This is a genomic window from Paenibacillus sp. alder61 (assembly GCF_020179875.1).
GTDB lineage: Bacteria > Bacillota > Bacilli > Paenibacillales > Paenibacillaceae > Fontibacillus > Fontibacillus faecis.
Genome location: NZ_JAIUDG010000009.1, coordinates 177,932 through 197,261 on the forward strand (window position 1 = coordinate 177,932; position 19,330 = coordinate 197,261).

Annotated in this window: 18 protein-coding genes; 13 read left to right on the forward strand and 5 right to left on the reverse strand. The window is 52.8% G+C overall.

All coding sequences use genetic code 11. The annotated features are described in order from the left end of the window. The first annotated feature begins 72 nt into the window (after positions 1–72). The 4 genes from LBW89_RS11585 to LBW89_RS11600 all read left to right on the forward strand — a co-directional run bounded on the left by LBW89_RS11585 (position 73) and on the right by LBW89_RS11600 (position 3,002). The gene (locus LBW89_RS11585) at positions 73–945 is read left to right on the forward strand and encodes a YitT family protein (RefSeq protein WP_148451369.1); all 873 of its coding nucleotides are present in this window, start codon (positions 73–75) and stop codon (positions 943–945) included. A gap of 191 nt (positions 946–1,136) precedes the next feature. Then, entirely contained in the window at positions 1,137–1,991 is an 855-nt protein-coding gene (locus tag LBW89_RS11590; protein WP_148451370.1) for an ABC transporter ATP-binding protein, read from the forward strand. Continuing rightward, positions 1,984–2,640 (forward strand): ABC-2 transporter permease, encoded by a 657-nt coding sequence (locus LBW89_RS11595; protein WP_148451371.1) that lies wholly within the window; start codon positions 1,984–1,986, stop codon positions 2,638–2,640. The genes LBW89_RS11590 and LBW89_RS11595 overlap by 8 nt, the downstream gene beginning before the upstream one ends. Positions 2,641–2,642: 2 nt before the next feature. Continuing rightward, the gene (locus LBW89_RS11600) at positions 2,643–3,002 is read left to right on the forward strand and encodes a GntR family transcriptional regulator (protein WP_148451372.1); all 360 of its coding nucleotides are present in this window, start codon (positions 2,643–2,645) and stop codon (positions 3,000–3,002) included. 318 nt (positions 3,003–3,320) lie between these two features. On the opposite strand, the gene LBW89_RS11605 is transcribed toward LBW89_RS11600, so the two are convergent. After that, positions 3,321–4,184 (reverse strand): SDR family NAD(P)-dependent oxidoreductase, encoded by an 864-nt coding sequence (locus LBW89_RS11605; protein WP_148451373.1) that lies wholly within the window; start codon positions 4,182–4,184, stop codon positions 3,321–3,323. 176 nt (positions 4,185–4,360) lie between these two features. On the opposite strand from LBW89_RS11605, the gene LBW89_RS11610 reads away from it, so the two are divergent. Next, positions 4,361–4,807, forward strand: coding sequence for a MerR family transcriptional regulator (locus LBW89_RS11610; protein WP_148451374.1), 447 nt, complete (start codon positions 4,361–4,363; stop codon positions 4,805–4,807). A 347-nt stretch (positions 4,808–5,154) separates the two neighbouring features. On the opposite strand, the gene LBW89_RS11615 is transcribed toward LBW89_RS11610, so the two are convergent. Continuing rightward, on the reverse strand, positions 5,155–6,645 hold the full coding sequence (locus LBW89_RS11615; RefSeq protein WP_148451375.1) for a glycoside hydrolase family 43 protein: 1,491 nt from the start codon (positions 6,643–6,645) through the stop codon (positions 5,155–5,157). A gap of 168 nt (positions 6,646–6,813) precedes the next feature. Here LBW89_RS11615 and LBW89_RS11620 point away from each other — a divergent pair, with 168 nt between their 5' ends. Further along, on the forward strand, positions 6,814–7,737 hold the full coding sequence (locus LBW89_RS11620) for an ArsR/SmtB family transcription factor (protein ID WP_148451376.1): 924 nt from the start codon (positions 6,814–6,816) through the stop codon (positions 7,735–7,737). A 35-nt stretch (positions 7,738–7,772) separates the two neighbouring features. On the opposite strand, the gene LBW89_RS11625 is transcribed toward LBW89_RS11620, so the two are convergent. Beyond that, a complete protein-coding gene (locus LBW89_RS11625) occupies positions 7,773–9,053 on the reverse strand; it encodes a glycoside hydrolase family 27 protein (protein WP_148451377.1) in 1,281 nt (426 codons plus the stop codon). Between the two features lie 109 nt (positions 9,054–9,162). Further along, the gene (locus LBW89_RS11630) at positions 9,163–10,044 is read right to left on the reverse strand and encodes a helix-turn-helix domain-containing protein (RefSeq protein ID WP_148451378.1); all 882 of its coding nucleotides are present in this window, start codon (positions 10,042–10,044) and stop codon (positions 9,163–9,165) included. Positions 10,045–10,352: 308 nt separating this feature from the next. On the opposite strand from LBW89_RS11630, the gene LBW89_RS11635 reads away from it, so the two are divergent. The 7 genes from LBW89_RS11635 to glpX all read left to right on the forward strand — a co-directional run bounded on the left by LBW89_RS11635 (position 10,353) and on the right by glpX (position 17,449). After that, a complete protein-coding gene (locus LBW89_RS11635) occupies positions 10,353–11,072 on the forward strand; it encodes a response regulator transcription factor (protein ID WP_148451379.1) in 720 nt (239 codons plus the stop codon). Continuing rightward, a complete protein-coding gene (locus LBW89_RS11640) occupies positions 11,069–12,154 on the forward strand; it encodes a sensor histidine kinase (protein WP_148451380.1) in 1,086 nt (361 codons plus the stop codon). The genes LBW89_RS11635 and LBW89_RS11640 overlap by 4 nt, the downstream gene beginning before the upstream one ends. 93 nt (positions 12,155–12,247) lie before the next feature. Beyond that, entirely contained in the window at positions 12,248–13,120 is an 873-nt protein-coding gene (locus LBW89_RS11645; protein ID WP_148451381.1) for an ABC transporter ATP-binding protein, read from the forward strand. 1 nt (position 13,121) lies between these two features. Beyond that, positions 13,122–14,693, forward strand: a complete 1,572-nt coding sequence (locus tag LBW89_RS11650; protein ID WP_148451382.1) for a Tat pathway signal protein — start codon at positions 13,122–13,124, stop codon at positions 14,691–14,693. Positions 14,694–14,976: 283 nt separating this feature from the next. Beyond that, positions 14,977–15,594, forward strand: coding sequence for a helix-turn-helix transcriptional regulator (locus LBW89_RS11655; protein WP_148451383.1), 618 nt, complete (start codon positions 14,977–14,979; stop codon positions 15,592–15,594). Between the two features lie 40 nt (positions 15,595–15,634). Further along, positions 15,635–16,438, forward strand: coding sequence for a pyruvate, water dikinase regulatory protein (locus tag LBW89_RS11660; RefSeq protein WP_148451384.1), 804 nt, complete (start codon positions 15,635–15,637; stop codon positions 16,436–16,438). 30 nt (positions 16,439–16,468) lie between these two features. Then, complete coding sequence (glpX, locus tag LBW89_RS11665; protein WP_148451385.1) at positions 16,469–17,449, forward strand: class II fructose-bisphosphatase; 981 nt, start codon at positions 16,469–16,471, stop codon at positions 17,447–17,449. A 472-nt stretch (positions 17,450–17,921) separates the two neighbouring features. Here glpX and LBW89_RS11670 read toward each other — a convergent pair whose 3' ends face one another. Further along, on the reverse strand, positions 17,922–19,316 hold the full coding sequence (locus LBW89_RS11670) for an MFS transporter (protein ID WP_148451386.1): 1,395 nt from the start codon (positions 19,314–19,316) through the stop codon (positions 17,922–17,924). Positions 19,317–19,330: the final 14 nt, after the last annotated feature.

Below are 19,330 nucleotides of genomic sequence, written 5' to 3' on the forward strand. Positions count from 1 at the left end.
TTTTTTTATGAAAAATATTATAGACTGTTTTTTAGCAGCTTTTGGTGTATTTATTCTGAAAGGGGAAGTAGCATGAATGCAAGCAGCAAACACAACTCGAATATTCTGAAAATCATATCAAGAGGATTATTGATCATCATAGGTGCTCTTGTAGCGGCGTACGGTCTGGAAGCCGTGTTGATACCCAATAAAGTATCGGATGGCGGTGTGACAGGCCTGAGTATCGTCGGTTCGAAGCAGTTTGGATTACCGTTAGGGCTGCTGATTGCTGTAATTAATATCCCTTTTGTATGGCTCGGTTATAAACAAATAGGTAAAAGCTTCGCCTTTTATTCCGTTCTCGGGATTGCTTCGTTGGCAATCGGCACGGTTGTTATGCATGATGTACCGACAATTATTCATGGCGATACATTATTGGTTACCGTTGTCGGCGGGATTATCATCGGCTTCGGAATGGGTTTGGCCTTGAGAAATGGCGGGGCGTTAGACGGGATCGATATGCTGGCTGTGTTGCTGTCGCGAAAGCTGCCTTTTGGGACAAGCGACTTGATTCTGTTCTTAAATGCGTTTGTTTTCATTGTGGTTTCGACCGTATTTGGCTTACAAGGGGCCATCCTTTCGGCACTCGCTTATTTTATTGCATCCAAAGTCATACATATTGTTGAAGAAGGCTTGAGCGGTTCCAAGACCTTCAAGATCATTACCACGCAACCCGAAAAAATGGTGGAAACGATACGTGACCGGTTAGGGCGCGGTTCGACCTATACGGATGCTTACGGCGGCTACTCCAATGAACAATACAAAGAGATCACTTGCGTTATTAACCGCCTGGAGGACAGCAAGATCAAACAAATCATTCAGGAAATCGACCCGAACGCTTTTGTGGTCGTCTATGATGTAGCCGAGGTGAAAGGCGGCAATTTCAGAAAGAAGAATATACACTAAAATTCAAAAGAGCCTGCTGCGAGCGGGCTTTTTTTATCATATGCAGCTCGACATTTATAACCTGCCGACTTTAAAGTCCGGCGGGTGTTTTTACATTTTTTAACCTGCTAGGTTCTAGTGGTATTGACGATGCCAACTTTTGGTGATATATTGTGCATGCACGGTATACACAATTTACGAGGGGGTACAGCATGCTGACGTTAGATGTGCGGAACATAAACAAGAAATATCCGAGCTTTGAGCTCAAAGATGTTTCGTTTCAACTGGAGAAGGGTTACATTATGGGTTTTATCGGTGTCAACGGTGCAGGTAAAACTACGACGATCAAGTCGATTTTGAATATGACACATATCGATAGCGGCGAGGTTCATATTCTGGGCAGAAGCATGGCCGAACATGAACTTGAATTGAAGCAGGAGATCGGATTCGCCTTCGGGGGCATCGATTTTTATACGCGCAGTAAAATGAAGACGTTGACCGAGACCATAAAGAAGTTCTATCGGAACTGGAATGATGAGACCTATTACCACTACCTGCGAAGATTCAAATTGGACGAGAACAAAAAAATCGCCGACCTGTCGACGGGCATGAAAGTAAAATACAGCCTGGCCCTGGCCTTATCCCACGGGGCTAAGCTTCTCGTCCTCGACGAGCCGACCAGCGGGCTTGATCCGGCCTCAAGGGACGATTTGCTGGATATTTTCCAGGAGCTTATCGTGGACGGCGAAGTTAGCATCCTTTTTTCGACCCATATTACCTCCGACTTGGAGAAGTGTGCGGATTTCATTACGTTTATCTCGGGTGGGCAAATTATTCGTAGCTGTGAGAAGGAAGAATTCAAAGCCTCTTATCTCCTGCTGAACGGTACCGCGCGCGAACTGGACCGGGTAAAGGACCGGTTGATTTCCTATAAAACGAATTCGTTCGGCTTTACGGGGCTGATTCACGCGAGCGACTTCGATTCATCCTATGGCATAAAAGCCGCCACGCCGAGCCTTGAGGAGATCTTGATTTTTTTTACGAAGAAGGAGGAAGTCCATGTATAACTTGGTGATGAAGGATATTAAATTAGGTGTGCACCCTCTGTTTTTTGCCATGCCTTTGTTGACCGGCGCTTTAATGCTTATTCCCGGCTGGATCTACTTCATTGTTCTACTGTATTTTTGCTGGATTACGGTACCGAATATGTTTAACCAATTCAGATCGCAGAACGATCTGATGTTTACCTCGATGATGCCCGTCACTAAACGCGACATCGTAAGAGCCAGGGTAACCGTAGTCGCCGGGCTGGAATTGCTGCATATCGGGATTGCCATGGTTTTTGGTCTGGTCACGTTGCGGATATATCCAAATTTTGATTACTATTTCTTCCCGCCCAATTTGGGTTTTTGGGGTCTGTGCTTTGTCATGTTAGCGATTTTTAACCTGATCTTTATTCCTATGTATTACAAGACCGCGTACAAAATCGGTGCGGCGATCCTCTATTCCATAACGGCTGCCATGCTGTTCGCCGGGGTTGTCCAGTGGATCGGAATCCAGAGCCCGGTTTTGTCTGGTATTTTCTATGGTACGGATGCCAACAGCAGGGTGATTCAAACCTGTATCCTGATTGCGGGGATCGCGATATTCTTTGCACTCACTGCCATTGCGTATCGCATTGGGGTCAAGCGATTCCTTCAAGTGGAGATCCAGTAAACATGGCGGTCTCGAACAACGCTGAAAAACCGATGTATCAGCAGCTTTTTGAGCAAATTAGCGCTCAAATTCTGAAAGGGGAACTGGAAAGCGGCTATTGTCTGCCGCCGATCCGGCAAGCCGCCCATGAAATGCGCGTTAGTGTCATCACCGTCAAGAAGGCATGGGAAGAACTCGAACGGTGCGGTTTGATCCACTCGGTACCAGGAAAAGGATGCTTCGTGGCCGATTTCCCGCCCGGCGAAATGCAACGAATACGCGATGAAATGATTACGAAACAAATGGCTGGCGAGGTGCCCTACTACAAGTCCTTTGGTCTCACCTTGGATGAGATGATCGAACTGTTGAAAAAGGTTTATTGACGTTGATTCCCTTGTATTTGAGGCCTTATTGTTATAAATGATCGCAGATGAGACAATATCTGCGATCATTTTATATAGAAAAAGGATATCAACGGAATTCTAGTAGTATCTCATCAGGCATCGTAGCAGGAAACTCCAAAAAGATGCAAATCTGCAGGCATTTCTAGCGATTTTAGAAAAGCGGGCCTGATTCGTCAAAAATTCCTGCAGATTTGCAGGAATTTTAAAATTTTTGTTCCGAACAAGAAAAAAACATGCATAAATGCAGGAATTCTGTTATCCAGGTGGTCTGATGGGACACTAGATTTAATAGCCATCTCATGAGCTAAAATTCCCCCGCAAAAATTCCTGCTCATAAATCGCTTGAATCCTGTCCAAAACGTTCCGCGCCTGTTCTTGAAATTTTAATTCCGCAACCCGACCTTTCACCAAAAACACGCCGGTTTTATTCTGATGTTCCCCAAGTGCTCCATCATACAACCTGTCGGCGCCGTGAGTAGGCGGGGAGAAAAACAGCTTCATGATTATTTTCACTAGAAGAGGCAATCCGGACCGTTTTCCTTTTCTCAGCGTATTGTTGGCGCCAGGGTCGACGCTGCGGATCTTGATGTCGTCCTTGGCAAGCTGCGCCGCGATGGCCTGGGTCCACAGCGAAAGTGCCAGCTTAGAGGTGGCGTAAGGACCGATCAGCTTACGGAAGGTTTTGGGGTGTTCCAGGATTTCGACGGAAAACGACTTTGTCGATCTAAAGGCTGATGATGAGGTGTTAATCACCGTTTTTAACCGACCGAGGGTTAAGAGTTCCTTCAACTCCATCAGAATAATATAAGGAACGACCGTCAACAGCTCATAATGCTTCTCGCGCCCTTGTTGCGAATAGCTCAGCTCGGGAAATGACCCTCCGGCGTTATTGAACAAAAGATCGATCCGCCGCTCCCTGCTTTTGATCTCTGTCAAAGCACGTCTCAAGCTGGCATAGTCGGCAAGATCCTCTGTTTTATAAATTCGAAGTGCTCCACTCTGGATCGCATTTTGGATGCTCGCATCTTCCCGGGGAAAGTCGGAACGATTTAATGCAACGACCTGCCAGTCCTCCGACAGCAATTTCCGGGTTAATTCCAATCCGATCCCGGCACTTGCTCCTGTAATCAATGCGATATGTTCACTTGGGCTCTTACTCATTGTGCATCTCCTCCTGATAACGGGATAATCTCTGATAGCGCACATTCTATAACTTGAAGCCGACTCCAAGTCAAGGCGCATAAAAAGAGATTTTCCCCTGCAAATAAGAGACTTGACTTGGAGTAAGCTCCAAGATGTATAATGCATGAAATACAATTCGTCCGGGAGGGAACAGGGTGAAGGATGAGCGAACCTTTACGATAAAACAAACCGCCGAGCAAACCGGAATGACTGAGGATACGATTCGATATTACGAAAAAATCGCGCTGCTGCCTCGTGCCGAGCGAAAGGACAACGGGCACCGCATCTACCGTCAGGAGGATATCCATACCCTCCGGCTGATCGCATGCCTGAAAAAAACGGGGATGCCGCTGGAGGAAATGCGGCCTTTTTTGGCGGTCTCCGCCGATACGGATCCCGGGGAATATCCCGAACTGGTGGAACTCCTAAAGAGTCACCGGGAAAATATCTCCAGACAAATCGCCGCGCTCCAGCAGGTCGTCGATTTTATCGACCTAAAGCTGGAGGAGGGGAGATACCGCCGCGACTGCCCGGATGAAAAGCCGGGGGGAAAGCGCGTCTCTCCGGCCGAGATGAGTTATTTTTCCGTGCCCGCCAGGTAAATAAAGGACTTTTACGCCGCTATTTTGTCGAATTTGGCTTGGCGGTGTGAAATAGCGGCTTTTTGGGGGCTTATTTTGGGAAAAAGCAGCCCATTTCCTGATTTTGGTGCCCGCAACAAGGAAATAAGCCCTTTTTTGACCGCTATTATCCCCGTGGAGCCCAAAAGGGCCGGAATAACGTCCCAAAAGGCCGCTATTGTAGCGGGCGGCTCGGGAAATTGCGAGGCGGGGGCGATTCAGCCTGCTTCGCCCGCCGAGGGTTCCCCCACTACATGGCTGACGGGGTACTAGCTAAGCCGGTTCCCAGGCTGCTCCTGAGGAACCGGCTATCTTTTTAACCGAGAGGGTTACATATATTCGCATTTAAACCTGGAGAATTCGGCCGAAGCGCCTTCTCCGACGGCATATAAACCGATGAGAACCCCCGTAAACCCACCCGCCACTTCAGAGGAAAGATATCTGGTTTGTGCCGTGCCTAGGAGGATGTCCTCGCCATTGACGTGAAGGAGAAAGCTATAACGTTCATGGGCTGCCCGGATCAGCAGAGTAGCATGATTGCCGCTTCCCAGGTCAACTTCATGCTCAACGGATTTAATATCACCGATATTCAGACGCTCAATAACTTTATATCCATTCCCATCTTTACGTACAGCTAAATCATAATGATGATGCTCGTCCATATAGAGCGTGATGCCGGCTTCTCCGCTTGCAAGCCGAACATCGCAGGAGATCTCGGCGCGGAAGTCCCTTTGACGCAGGCCTATAAAAGTAGGGGATGTGGGCGTATCCAGCGTTACGCCGGTTCCTCTTAATATCGCTTTGTCGGATTCCAACAGGTAGTTATCCGCGACAGGATGACGAAGATGGCACCAGTCCAGATTCCAGTCCGTGTTCTCAAACGTATACGTCTTTTTCTCCTGCTGAATGACCTGGCTTGAGATCCGGCCGGTCTCAAAACTCATGAGGGCGGTTCCGCTATGACCTGCCGTAAACCAGCCATCCCCGCCAAAGGTAACCGGCGTAAGAAAAACTTCGCGGCCCAGGTGATGGTAGGTCAGCCATTGGCCGGTTTGACGGAAGCCCAGATGGAGCATCCACCAATTTCCGTCGTGGTCTTGAATCAGATCGCCATGGCCCACTCCCTGCAGCTCATAGCCGCCCAGATTCCGGTTGGTCAGTACGGGATTGTTCGGATAGGCCTCGAACGGACCGGAAATCGTCTCACCCCGTGCATAAACCACCATATGGCCATACTCCGTTCCTCCTTCAGCCGCCATCAAATAATAACGCCCGTTAATTTTATACATATGCGGGCTCTCCAAATAGCGCCCGCCCGTTCCTTGCCAAATCGAGCGGCTTGGCGACAGCTTGCCGCCCGTCTCAATATCAATTTCGCACTGAACAATACCGCTAATCCCGTTATCGTCTTTGCCGTTGCTCATAAAGAAGACCTTGCCGTCTTCAAAATACAGATCGGGATCGATTCCCCCCTGATCCACATAGATCGGTTCCGACCACTCCCCGTAAATATCGTCGGTCCATACATAAAAGTTCTGATGCGTGGTGTCGTTGGTCGTAGTCATGTAAAATTTCCCGTTATGATGCCGTATCGTGGGAGCGAAGACGCCGCCCGAGCTGCTCACCTTGCCGAGCTGAATCTGGCTCTCCCGGGTTAAACAATGCCCGATTTGCTTCCAGTTTATCAGGTCTTTGCTCTCAAAAATCGGAACGCCGGGGAAGTACTGAAAGGAACTGCACACCAAATAATACGTATCCTCTACCTTACATACACTGGGGTCGGGATAAAATCCTTTGATGACGGGATTATTGTATTTCATAGTTTCGCCTCTTTCGTCATTTGTGAATTCACATAAACATAAATCTAAGGGACTCAGTAGTTAAGAAAATTAAACACCAATGTTTTACTTCTTACAATGGATGAGGCTTAACGATTTATGTTAAATTAATATATATATGAATTCAAAAGATGTAGATAGGAGCAAAGGATGATCATCAAAGCGAACGGGGAACCGAAATTTATACCTTTATACGAAGCGTTGTCCAGTGCAGTAAGGTGGAAAATCATGAGTCTCCTTGCCGATCAAGAGATGAATATGAAGGATATCGCGAATCGTTTGGAACTCAGCCCTTCGATCGTCACCATGCATATCCGAAAACTCGAACAGGCCGGGCTCGTTGGAAGTCACCGGGTTCGGTTAGGCGGAGGGACGCACAAAATGTGTTTCCTCAAACAAAAATCCGTCGAAATCGAACTGCCGACCGCCGGTCGCACGGCCAAGATCAGAGAGCAGAGCATTTCGGTGGGGCATTATACCGCTTTTGAGGTTCATCCTACCTGCGGCCTCGGGACGCGCGAGAAAGAAATCGGAGTTTGGGACGATCCGCGTTACTTCCTTGATCCCGAACGGGTCCAAGCCGCCATTCTATGGCTGGGGTGGGGCTATGTGGAATACAAAATGCCTAACTATTTGCTTGCCGATCAAACCGCGGAAGCCGTCGAAATTTCAATGGAGATCGCCTCCGAAGCTCCCGGGCTAAGAGATTATTGGCCTTCGGATATTGAATTCATCTTCAACGGAGTCTCGCTTGGCACCTGGACAAGTCCGGCCGATTTCGGAAGAGCCGCGCGGGGGAAATATACCCCCGAATGGTGGCATCGAAATGTGAACCAATACGGACTACTGAAGACGATCCGCATCGACGAATCGGGCACATTTATCGATGATGAGCGGATGTCGGAGGTGACCCTTGCGGATCTCAAGCTCGGAGAGCCGTTTTGGACGCTTCGTTTCGCGGTCGACGAACATGCCGTTAACGTAGGGGGATTGACGCTCTACGGATCGGGATTCGGCAATCACGATCAGGATATCATCGTGCGAGCTTATCTTAAAGACGATACGAAGATGTAAAGAGCTCTGCCTCATCCCGAGGCAGAGCTCTTTCTCTAGAGGAACCGATAAAGGCGTACCCCGTGCGGCGGCACATGGGTCCGCAGCATGCCGGCCGCAACCTCGGCCGGCGTTCCGCTCCACAGCTCGGTGCCTGCGGTCCAATCTGTCAGGCCGATCTGCGGGGCGGCCAGTTCCAGATCCATCGGGCTCTCGCCCACGTTGAATACGGCAGCGTAGCGGGGGCCTTCGCCGTCTTCGGCCGTCCAGACGATGAGGTCTCCCATGCGGAGCGTTTCCTTGGCTCCCCGGCTCTCCCGGTGCATGCGCAGAACCTCGCGGTTGGTCAGCAGAGAGAGCGTCCAGTCGTCGCAGTCCCGCAATTCACCGCCAAAAATGAGCGGCGAGCGGAAGATGCTCCAGAGCGACATCATCGTTAACTGCTCGTCGCGCGTGAACCGGGTCCAGCGGTCCGAACCGCCGCCATCCACGGAGCGAATGCCGATGTGACCGAGCGGCAGCATGTCGCAGTCCGGCCAGCAACCCGGCTGCGGCACGCCCTGCCAGGCCCGGCAGCGGTCGAACATATCGCGCAATAGCGGCCACTGGTCCCAGAAGTCGTCGGTGACGCGCCACATATTGGCATGCTCGGCGAAAAACGGCGCGTATTCCACCGGAGCGGGTCCGGGGGAGAGGCTTAGCACCATGGGCCGGCCGCAGCGTTCGATCGCTTGCGAGATCAGGGCGATCTCCGGTTGATGGGTGTCGTACAGCCGGGAGGCCGCGATATCGTCCACTTTTACCAGGTCGACGCCCCACTGCGCGTACAGTTCAAAGAGAGAATCGTAATAGCGCTGAGCCCCATCTTTGGAGGCGTCCACCCCGTACATATCCGTATTCCACGGACAAATCGAGTTCGTATGCGCAATATCGCGCGCCGTCGCGGACGTCCCCAGAATCGGAGTGGCGGCGTGGACGGCCTGCCTGGGAATGCCGCGCATGATATGAATCCCGAATTTTAATCCCAGGCTGTGCACCTCATCAGCTAACGGCTTGAAACCCCGGCCGCCCGCCGCGGAGGGAAACCGGTTTTCGGCCGGCATGAGCCGGGAATATTCATCCATTACGAGCGGAACGAACGGCCGATATTGTGAGGAATTCGCATGAGGCTCATACCACTGAATATCGACGGTAATGTAGTTCCAACCGTATGCCTTGAGATGCTTCGCCATGTATTCCGCATTGCCCCGAATCTCTTCTTCCGTGACGGCCGCGCCGTAGCAGTCCCAACTGTTCCAGCCAAGCGGCGGAGTAGGCGCTATAAGTTTATGATCCATTGCCAAGCTCCTTTACTGATTAATTATTGCTCTTGTTATGTTCATCATAATAAAGGGAGATTAGCAATATCTACAGTAATCTTGATAGCTCAATGGTACAATATTGCGGTTAATCGAAGAACAGCTTGCGATAGGCGAGGCTTTCGCCGCCGCTGCGAAATTCGCCCGGCGTCAGCCCGGTCAAGCCGCGGAACGCCTTGATAAAATAACTTCCGCTAGAGTAGCCGATCCGCTCGGCAATGGCCTCGATGCTAAGGGCGGTTCCCCGCAGCAGTTCCATCGCCTTCTCGATGCGGACGCGGGTCAGATACGCGCCGGGTGTAAGGCCCGTGCTGGCCGAAAACCGGCGGATCAAGTGGTACTTGGACAGGGAGACATGCTCGGAAAGCTGTTCGATGCTGGTCATCCGCGCATAATGGAGCTCTATAAATTCGGCTGCGCGCCTGACGTTCTGAGGCCAGTTCTCCCGATTGCGCAGGGATGCGACCTGCATTCTGGCGAGTTCCGTCACGAATTGATAGACGCAGGACGAAGCGATCAGGGGGTCGGAGATCCGGCCGGCGGCCGCGTCGACCACAATCATTCGCGACAAGCGGACCGGCGCACTGTCTAAGGGAAGATGAGGAACTTCCCCCGCTTCGCGCCGGAACTTGCGCCAATGGGGCAAAATAAGCTGGGGGCGGAACAGCAGGAACAGAAACTCCCAAGGCTCTTTGGATTCCGGGTGATAATAATAGCGATGGGGTCCCGGAATTTCGGCAAGAAAAGCTTGTCCGGCGGTGACACGGTGAATTTGGTTCTCCGACTCATAGACGCCTTCCCCCGAGAAAGTGTACTGGAACAGCAGAAGCGGCCCGTCGGTCCGCTCCAGCCCGTCCCAGCGATAAGTAGGGGTGGTGATAGAATCACAGCCGGCCGCAAATAAGACGCAAAGCTGGAGCTCCGGATCTTCGGCGAACCGAAAGCCGTAGGTGCCTTTGGGGATGTCCATAACTAATCCTCCTTATAGTAAAGCTTAAGTGGCGAGAGCTCTTACAGGTTGTCTTGCCGGTAGCCTTCACCTCATACATATAACCAATCATACGACTTAGCCATGACTTACGCTATGTACTTGGCGAAAGAGGGCCTTTCCGTAACGGTTTTGAGCGAGGGACCTTCGTTGGAGAATGGATTGCTCGCAACCGCAAGCCCGCCCATGCGGGCTTCTTTCTATTGACAAATCTCGTTGACCAAATCGGAAATTACTGTCATATTTTTAAAGTCAACTCAACTAAATATCGCAAGAAGGTAGTGGCTTTAATGAGACAAGAACATCTATTGTTGGTAGATGACGAAAAAGGAATTTTAACCATGATCCAAAAATTGCTCCAAAAAGAAGGCTTTCAGCGGATCGCTACCGCAGCCTCGGCGGGCGAGGCCCTTCGCTTGATGGAGCTTCATGATTTCGATCTCGCCGTATTGGATGTGATGCTTCCGGATATGGACGGGTTCGAGTTGTGCCGGGAAATTCGCAGCAGGACGAATATGCCGATTATTTTCGTTACAGCCAGGTCAGGGGACTTGGATAAAGTGATGGGACTCGGATTCGGCGGAGACGACTATGTGACCAAGCCTTTTAACCCTTTGGAACTGGTGGCCCGGATTCAGGCTCATTTGCGAAGAGAGCGGTTCTACAAAAATCAACCGGCCGTCAAAAGCAAAGCTATGAATTTCGGCTGCTTCCGCATCGATAAAAGCACGGGCCAGCTCTTCATCAACGGTCGGGAGACGCCTTGTCCGGCCAAGGAGTTCGAACTGTTGACGTTTCTGTGCGAACACCCGAATCAGGTTTTTACCGCCCTGCAGCTTTACGACCAGGTATGGGGGACGGCGTTTACAGGGGATGAAAAGACGGTAGTCATCCATATCTCCAGATTGCGAAAAAAACTGGAATCCAACCCTTCGAATCCCCAAATCATCATTAATATGCGCGGAATCGGCTACCGCTTTATCCCTCCCGAAATGGGCGCATCGGTATGAGGCTGAGCATTAGATTTTTTTTGCGGCTCACCGTTCACTTCTTGGTCAGTCTGGCGCTGCTTGTCGCCTGTATCAGTCTCGGCTTGGCGGTGGTCGATGTCCTGATTCCCGAGGGAGGCGCGCGCCAGGATAACGGGGTCATACTGTGCGTGGCGATTCTTATTGCGATATACGTTCTCGTCAGCGGCTGGTATTTCGGGCTCCCGCTAATTTATGTCATCGGCAAAATTCAACGTTTGGCGGACGGGATTTACCGGGACCCGGAGAAATATCGGTCACTGAACACCGGCGAGGGGAAGAAAATCAAGGCGCCGTACAGCCTTTTGAAGGAATTGATTCTGCAACTGCAAACCCTCGCGGAAGCTTTGGAGAGAAGCGAACGGGAGCGGAGCCGGTTGGATGAGCTGCAAAAAGAGTGGATAGCCGGCATTTCCCATGACTTGAAAACTCCGCTGACCTACATCAAAGGATACGCCGATATGCTCCTTTCTCCGCACGAATGGACGTTACGGGAGCAGGCGGAGTTTATCACCGAAATCCAGACGAAGGCCAGCCATATGGAGGAACTCATCGGGGATTTGAGCCTGACCTTTCGGTTGGAAGGGCAGGAGATGCCTTTGCAACTGGTCAAAAGAGAGCTTGTCGAGTACGTGCGGCGTATCGTGGCCGATGTGGCCAATGATCCCCGGGCCGCTCATTATTATCTTGGGTTCGAATCCGCTGTTTCCAAAGTTAATGTGCCGATTGACGAGAAGCTGCTGCAGCGCTCGCTGCACAATCTTATTATTAATGCTGTACTGCATAATCCGCCCGGGACCCGGGTACAGATTGAACTGCTGAAGCAGGCTTCGACGCTGGCAATTCGGATTGCCGATGACGGATCGGGCATGAGTGAAGAAACGGTAGAACGTCTATTTAATAAATATTACCGGGGGACCACCACGGAAAGATACTCGGAGGGAACGGGACTTGGCATGGCGATTGCCGATTCGATCATGCGGGCTCATAAGGGAGGCATTGAGGTTACCAGCAGCGAAGGGGCAGGCACGATCGTGACAGTCACACTTCCCTTAGGGAAATAATTAGGATACAAGTTGCTTTTTGTTTACCTCGATTTTATTTCCATGCTCTAGAATGCTTTGTGAGACAGGGAGAAATTGGGGAGGACATTCAAGATGTTAGAACTGCACAATGTAAGCAAACGCTATAAACAAGGGAAATGGGCGTTGCAAAAAGTAAGCATGACGCTGCGGCCGGGTATAACCGGCCTGCTCGGACCGAATGGAGCCGGGAAATCGACGCTGATGCGCATGCTGGCCACGATCTCGCGGCCGACAGCGGGGACCATTACCTGGGATGGAGACAGCATAAGCAAACGAGCCGATGCTTTTCGTGCCCAAATGGGCTATTTGCCGCAGGATGTCGGGGTGTATCCCCAACTGAATGCGGTCGAGTTTTTGCAATATGCCGGTGCCTTGAAAGGACTTGGCGGACCGAAACTCAAAAAACGGATATTAGAGCTTCTTGAACTCTTGAACTTGCATGAAGTCCGCCAGCGTCCGCTCGGCAGCTTCTCGGGCGGGATGCGTCAACGCATCGGCATCGCCCAAGCTTTACTGAATGACCCGCGGCTACTGATTCTCGACGAGCCTACGGTCGGATTGGATCCGGAGGAGCGGGTCCGGTTTCGAAGTCTGCTGACGGATTTGTCCGGGGAGAGAATCGTTCTCCTATCCACCCATATCGTTTCGGATATCGAAGCCACCGCCGATCAAATCGCCATCCTTTCCAAGGGGAGCCTGTTGATGAAGACAGATCCGAGCGAGGCGCTGCGCACGGTGCAGGGAAAAGTATGGTCGCTGCTGATTCCGGAGCACAAGCTTCAGGAGGCCCGGGCGGCCTGGACGATTAACGGCACGATAAGGAGAATGGAGGGACTGGAGCTTCGCATCATTTCGGAGTCACCGCCCGATGTTCTGGCGTCCCCGTTGACGCCCAGCCTGGAAGATGCTTATCTTTACGCCAGGATGTGCGGGGGAGGGGAATAGAATGCGGGGGGTTGCCACGATTTATTGTATTGCCCGCGCCGACCTGCGGGAACGGACAAGGCATTTTTCTTTTTTGGCCACACTCGGCTTAGCGATGATGGCCGCTTATTTTTGCGTTCCTCCTGCGGATGCAGGCTATGTAACGGTGCATCTGGGCGGTGTATACCGCGGTGTATATAATTCCGCCTGGGTTGGGGCGTCCGTTGCCATTTCAAGCTTGTTTTTTCTCAGCTTGTTTGGTTTTTACTTGGTCAAAAACAGCATTCAACGTGATGAGCGTACCCGCGTAGGTGAAATTATCGCATCCGCCCCGGTGAAAAAGCTCTACTACCTCACGGGCAAGGCAATGAGTAATTTTGCCGTTTTATCCATCATTGCGACTGCCGTTATGGGAGTGTCCGCCGTGATGCAGTGGAGCCGTGGAGAGGTCCGGCGGATTGAAGTTTGGGATCTAGTGTCTCCTTTCCTTTTCATGGTGCTGCCGATATTGTCGGTCGTTGCGGTATTGGCGGTGCTGTTTGAGACCTGGAAGCTGCTTCGGGGCGGACTCGGAAATGCCGTGTATTTCGTGCTGTTTATCTTGTTCGCCACAATGATCGATTCGTTCCCCTTTGGGGTTTCCGTATTTACCTCGGATATGATGCGGGAATTGCGCGAAATCGATCCCGCCTTTTCGGACAACTACGGTATCGGAATCTTATTTCCGCATGCCCCAATCCAGCGGTTCGAGTATCAAGGTGTGGCCTGGACAGGCCACCTGATTTTACAGCAACTCATCCCATTGGCGGTGGCTGCGGCATTCCTCCTGATCGCTGCGCTTCTGTTCCGGGGCTTTAAAGAACCGGTGCGGGCAGGAGCAATCGAAATGGCTTCTGAGGAGATCTCCGGAGCGGACTGCGAGGCGGTTCGAAGCGAGCCAGCGGCTGTGCGTGCCGCTGAGCTTACGTCTGTGCCTGTTGTGGGGGCGTTTTGGCCGCTGCTTGCCGGGGAATTGCGGCTCCTGAGGAAGGGGGCTTCTTTGGGTTGGCTCATCGTTACTCTCCTGCTATCGCTCTTGTGTCTGTTTCTGCCGACCGAGGTTTCGCGTACATGGTTGATTTGGCCGCTCGTCTGGATCTGGCCGCTGACGATGTGGTCCGGCATCGGGAGCCGGGAAGCACGCTACCATACGGAATCCATGGCCTTGTCCAGCCCTTATTTTGCGACTCGTCAACTTTTGGCGGTTTGGCTTTCCGGCGTTCTTGCGACTTTGTTTGCGGGAGGCGGAATGCTGATTCGGTTAATGCTGGAAAAGGATATCGCGCATTTGATTTATGCCGGCTCGGCGGTCCTGCTCATTCCGTCCTTGAGTCTGGTTTGCGGTGTATTGACGCGTACTAATCGTACCTTTGAAGTGCTGTACATGCTGATCTGGTACCTGGGTCCGTTTAATAAAACCCCGTATCTCGATTTTTTAGGGGGGACTCCTACGGATTGGACCGCTGTGCAAGCGGGTGGAATCTATATTCTTTTGAGCCTGGGAATGACGGGTACGGCTTATTTGGCAAGAAGCGGGTTGAAAAACCATTTCTAAGGAGTAACTCTCTGCGTGAACCCTAAATGGCCTTGGCCGCTGGGGCTCACGCTTTTTTGCTGTCAAAAAGCAGCCTCAGTATCACTTAGCCGAGCCATGCCGGCTGGCAAATAGAACACCTCAATAAAATATAGTGTGTATTATATATTGATTGTTTTTTATATATGACGTACTATATATTCAATAAAACCTTCCAAGCGAGAGGAGGAACCCCAATTCGCCCGGCGATCGGGCAGAACGAAAAAAAGCGGAGGGATCCACTATCAAACTGACATCCCGTCAAATGGAAATTGTAGATATCGTAAAAAAACATGCCCCCATCACCGGGGAGCAAATTGCGGAAATGCTCAACTTGACCCGGCCGACCATCCGTTCGGATCTCTCGGTGCTGGTCATGCTCGATTATATCGACGCCAAACCGAAGGTCGGCTATTTTCTCGGAAAACGGGCGCTTTCGGAAAATGAGAACAGGCTTAAGCTGCTGGATATGAAGGTCGGCGACGTCCATGGGGTCCCGGTGGTCGTGCGGGAAACGACGACGATCCACGATGCGGTCGTGACGCTGTTTCTCGAAAACGTCGGCCATCTGATCGTCACCGACGAAGAGGGCAGGCTGGCCGGCATCGTCTCGAGAAAGGATCTGCTGAAGGTGACACTGGGCAATGCTTCGGCTTCGACCATGCCGGTGAGCTTCATCATGACCCGCCGGCCGAACGTGATCACCGTGTCCCCCGAGGATACGGTTCTGGAAGCGGCCCGCATCATCATCGCCCACCAGGTCGACAGCCTGCCGGTGGTCGTGCCGGCCGCATCCGGCGGAGAAGGGGAATTGAACGTCGTCGGGCGAATTTCCAAAACGAACATCATTAAGATGCTGCTCGACACGCTGGAAGAAAAATAAAGAAATAAGATCAAATCAACGGATATCTGGGAGGAATGGGATGAACCAGGGGCAGGCACACTTCATAGCTATTTGCTCGGACTCGATCGGCGAAACCGCCGAAGCGGTCGTCCGGGCGACACTGCGGCAGTTTGAACTGCCGAACACGGAAATCAAACGCATCATGAATGTCCGCTCCGAAGACGAGGTCAGCGCGGTCATGGAAGAGGTGGCCAGCCGGGGAGGCTTCGTCGCTTATACGCTGGTGCAGCCGGAGCTTCGGGAGGCGATCAGGGAGGAGGCGGTTCGGCTCAACGTCCGCGCCGTCGATATCATGGGACCGATGATGCAGGCGTTCATCGATACGTTTAACGATACGCCGAAGCGCACGCCCGGCCTGCTGCACCGGCTGGACGAGGATTACTTCAAGCGGGTGGAGGCCGTGGAATTCGCCGTCAACAACGACGACGGAAAGGACGTCGGCGCCATTTTGAAGGCGGACTTGATTCTATTAGGGGCTTCCAGGGTGTCGAAGACGCCGCTGTCGATATTTTTGGCGCACAAAGGTTTGAAGGTGATGAATTATCCGGTGGTACCGGAGCTTACGCCCCCAACTCAGCTGCGGGAGGTTCATCCGGGCAAGATCGTCGGACTGACGGTAAACCCGGAGCATTTGGTGAAAATCCGCTCGGCGCGCCTGCAATCGATGGGGCTGCCGGACGACGCCCACTATGCCTCCATGCAGCGGGTCCAGGACGAACTGAAATATGCGCAGGAATTGTTCGCCGACTTGGGCTGTCCCGTGATTGACGTCACGGATAAGGCGATTGAAGAAACCGCCGCTTTGATCATGAAGCAATTATAGAGAACGGGAAACCGAAACGGAGGGAAAATCATGGAACGTCATATGGCATTGGAATTGGCGCGTATTACAGAAGCGGCCGCACTGGAAGCGGCCCGATGGACGGGAAGGGGAGACAAGCACAGCGCGGACGAGGCGGCAACGGTCGCGATCCGCAGCTTGTTCCATTCCGTCGATATGGATGGCACCGTCGTGATCGGCGAAGGGGAAATGGACGAAGCCCCGATGCTCTATATTGGTGAAAAAGTCGGCAACCGTCGCGGCCCGAAGGTGGATATCGCCGTCGATCCTTTGGAAGGCACCGAAACGGTGGCAAACGGCCTGAACAATGCGATTTCCGTGATCGCCGCCGCGCCTCAGGGAAATCTCCTGCATGCGCCGGACATTTACATGGCGAAGCTGGCGGTCGGACCGGCGCTGGCCGGGAAGCTGTCGCTGGACGACCCGATCGGCGTTACGCTGGCGAAGGCTTCCGGCATTCTGAGAAAGCCGCTGCAGGACATGACTGTGTCCATCCTGGACCGGGAACGCCATCAGGAGATGATTCAGGCCCTGCGCACCGCAGGGGTGCGGATCAAGCTGCTGGGCCACGGCGATGTCATGGGGGCGATCGAGGCCGCCACCGAGGGCGGCGTAGATCTTCACGTCGGCTCCGGCGGCGCCCCGGAAGGCGTGCTGGCGGCCGCCGCCCTTCGCTGCCTCGGCGGGGAGCTGCAGGGCCGGCTGCTGCCGGGAACCCCCGAGGAAGCCGCGCGCTGCCGGGCGATGGGGCTCGGCGATCCGCGGCGGCTTCTGACGATGGAGGACATGGTCGGCGACGGCAACGTGTTGTTTGTGGCCACGGGTGTGACCCCGGGAGATTTGCTGAGCGGGGTTCGATATCTGCCGAACCAGAAAGCCGAGACCCATTCCGTGATTATGCATTCCTCCAACCGGACGGTCAGTTATTTGCGGACCATCCATCATCTCGCCGGACGAGGGCGGATGGATTTGCTTGCGGAACAAGCGATTTAAACGGCGAGCGGAGAGTAACCTTTGTTTCGTCTCTTGATGGACCGGCCCTGGGGCCGGTCTTTTTCGGTTGGCCCGTTCGAAAGCGCGCTTACCGGTTCGGAAGCGCACTTACCAGTTCGTAAGCGCCCTTATAGGTAGGACAAGTGCATGAGAGACCGGGATTAGTGCCCCCCCCATCTGACAATCTTCATTAAACGTAAAATTCCTGCAAATCTGCAGGAATTTTTCCGATTCTGAACCCAAATTTCGAAATGCCTGCAAATCTGCAGGAATTTTCAGCGAAGTCGGCTCGTTCCTCTCAAATCGCCAGAAATACCTGCAGATTTGCATTTTTTTTCGCAAAATGCTCGTGAACCGGCTTAAATTCCTGCAGATTTGCATCTTTTTGGAGCTGGGGGTGTCGGGAACTCGTCTGGCACTTTGATCGCCCGGTGCTTAATACGATTTAGGTTCCCTTCTGGTCAGGCCCTAATCACGAGCGACCGGATGTCTCTTGTACAAGGCGCGCGCGAGAAGTCCCGCCGCCGAAATGCCGGGAAAACAGCAGCATCGCGCAAATTTGCACGGCGGCAAGCACCAAGTAGATGTTGCTGTAAGTCGCCGAAGCCGGAAACGCATTGATCGGGTTCCAGGCCTGCGAAGTTCCGAGGTCTACGATTCGGCTGTAAGTCGCCGAAGCCGCCGCGCCGGCCAGGAAATTAAGCATCGACAACAGCCCCATGCCGACCCCGGTCTGTTCCTTGGGGAGCGACAGCGAAATCGTTTTGGTCATGGAAATCTGCAGGAACATCTGCCCGACATTGCCCAATATTAAAAAAGCGGCGATCCCGATCGGCGTTATCCCGGCGAACGAGGATAACAGGACGAAACAGAGCAAATTCAGCAAGACGGCGACGCGAAAAAGAACGGCTGTCCCCCGGCTGTCCGCCAGTTTGCCGCCGGTGCTTCCGAGCATCGCCGTAGCAAGGGCTCCGGGTACCATCGTAAATCCGATCCATCCCGGTTCCAACCGGTTCAGGTCGGCCAACAGGTACGGAGTCAAAAAGGGCAGCGAATAGCTGGTCCCCATCGACACTACGGCCAGGACAAGGCCCCAAACATAGCTTTTGTTTGAGAACAGACGAGGCGGTAGGAAGGGATCGGCGGCCATCCGGATGCGCAGGATAAACAAAATCAGAAAGGCCAGACTTGCCAGCCCCGAAAACCATCCACCGCTTTGGGTGACCGCCAAGAGAAAGAGCGCCACCGCTCCCGCCAGCAGTCCGCCTCCCGGCCAATCGATGCGTCCTTTGGCCACGGGCTCGTCGCGCAGCAGTTTCCGGTACATGGGCAGGGTCAACAAAATAAGCAGGGGAATCATAAACAGCCATCGCCAATGGAACACGCTGACCAACAGGGAGGATACGACAGGGCCTACCGCACTCCCGATGGCCAGCCCCGTGGCGGTAATGCCAAGGGCTCGGCCGCGGCGTTCCGCGGGAAAATAGCGGACCGGGATGATCATCGCCATCGCCGGAATGACGGCGGCCCCCATGGCTTGCAGGATGCGGGCGAGGAGGACCATCCAGTACGCGGATGAGATGAGCCCGATCATGGAGCCGACGAAGAAAACGAGCAGGCCGAAGGTGAGCAGGTTTTTAGGCTTGAACCGATCGGACACTTTTCCATAGATGACGGACCCGATGGCGTATATGAGCAAATAGATCGAAGTTACCCAGCTTACTTGGGCAAAAGTCAGTTGAAATTGCTTGCTGATTTCAGGCAGTACGATGTTGAACATCGTCGCGCTCATCGACGAGAGCACCATCGTAAATGCCAGGACGCGGATCAGCCGATCCGCCGCCGACAGGTTGCGGTCGAAACTCATAACAATCACCCCTT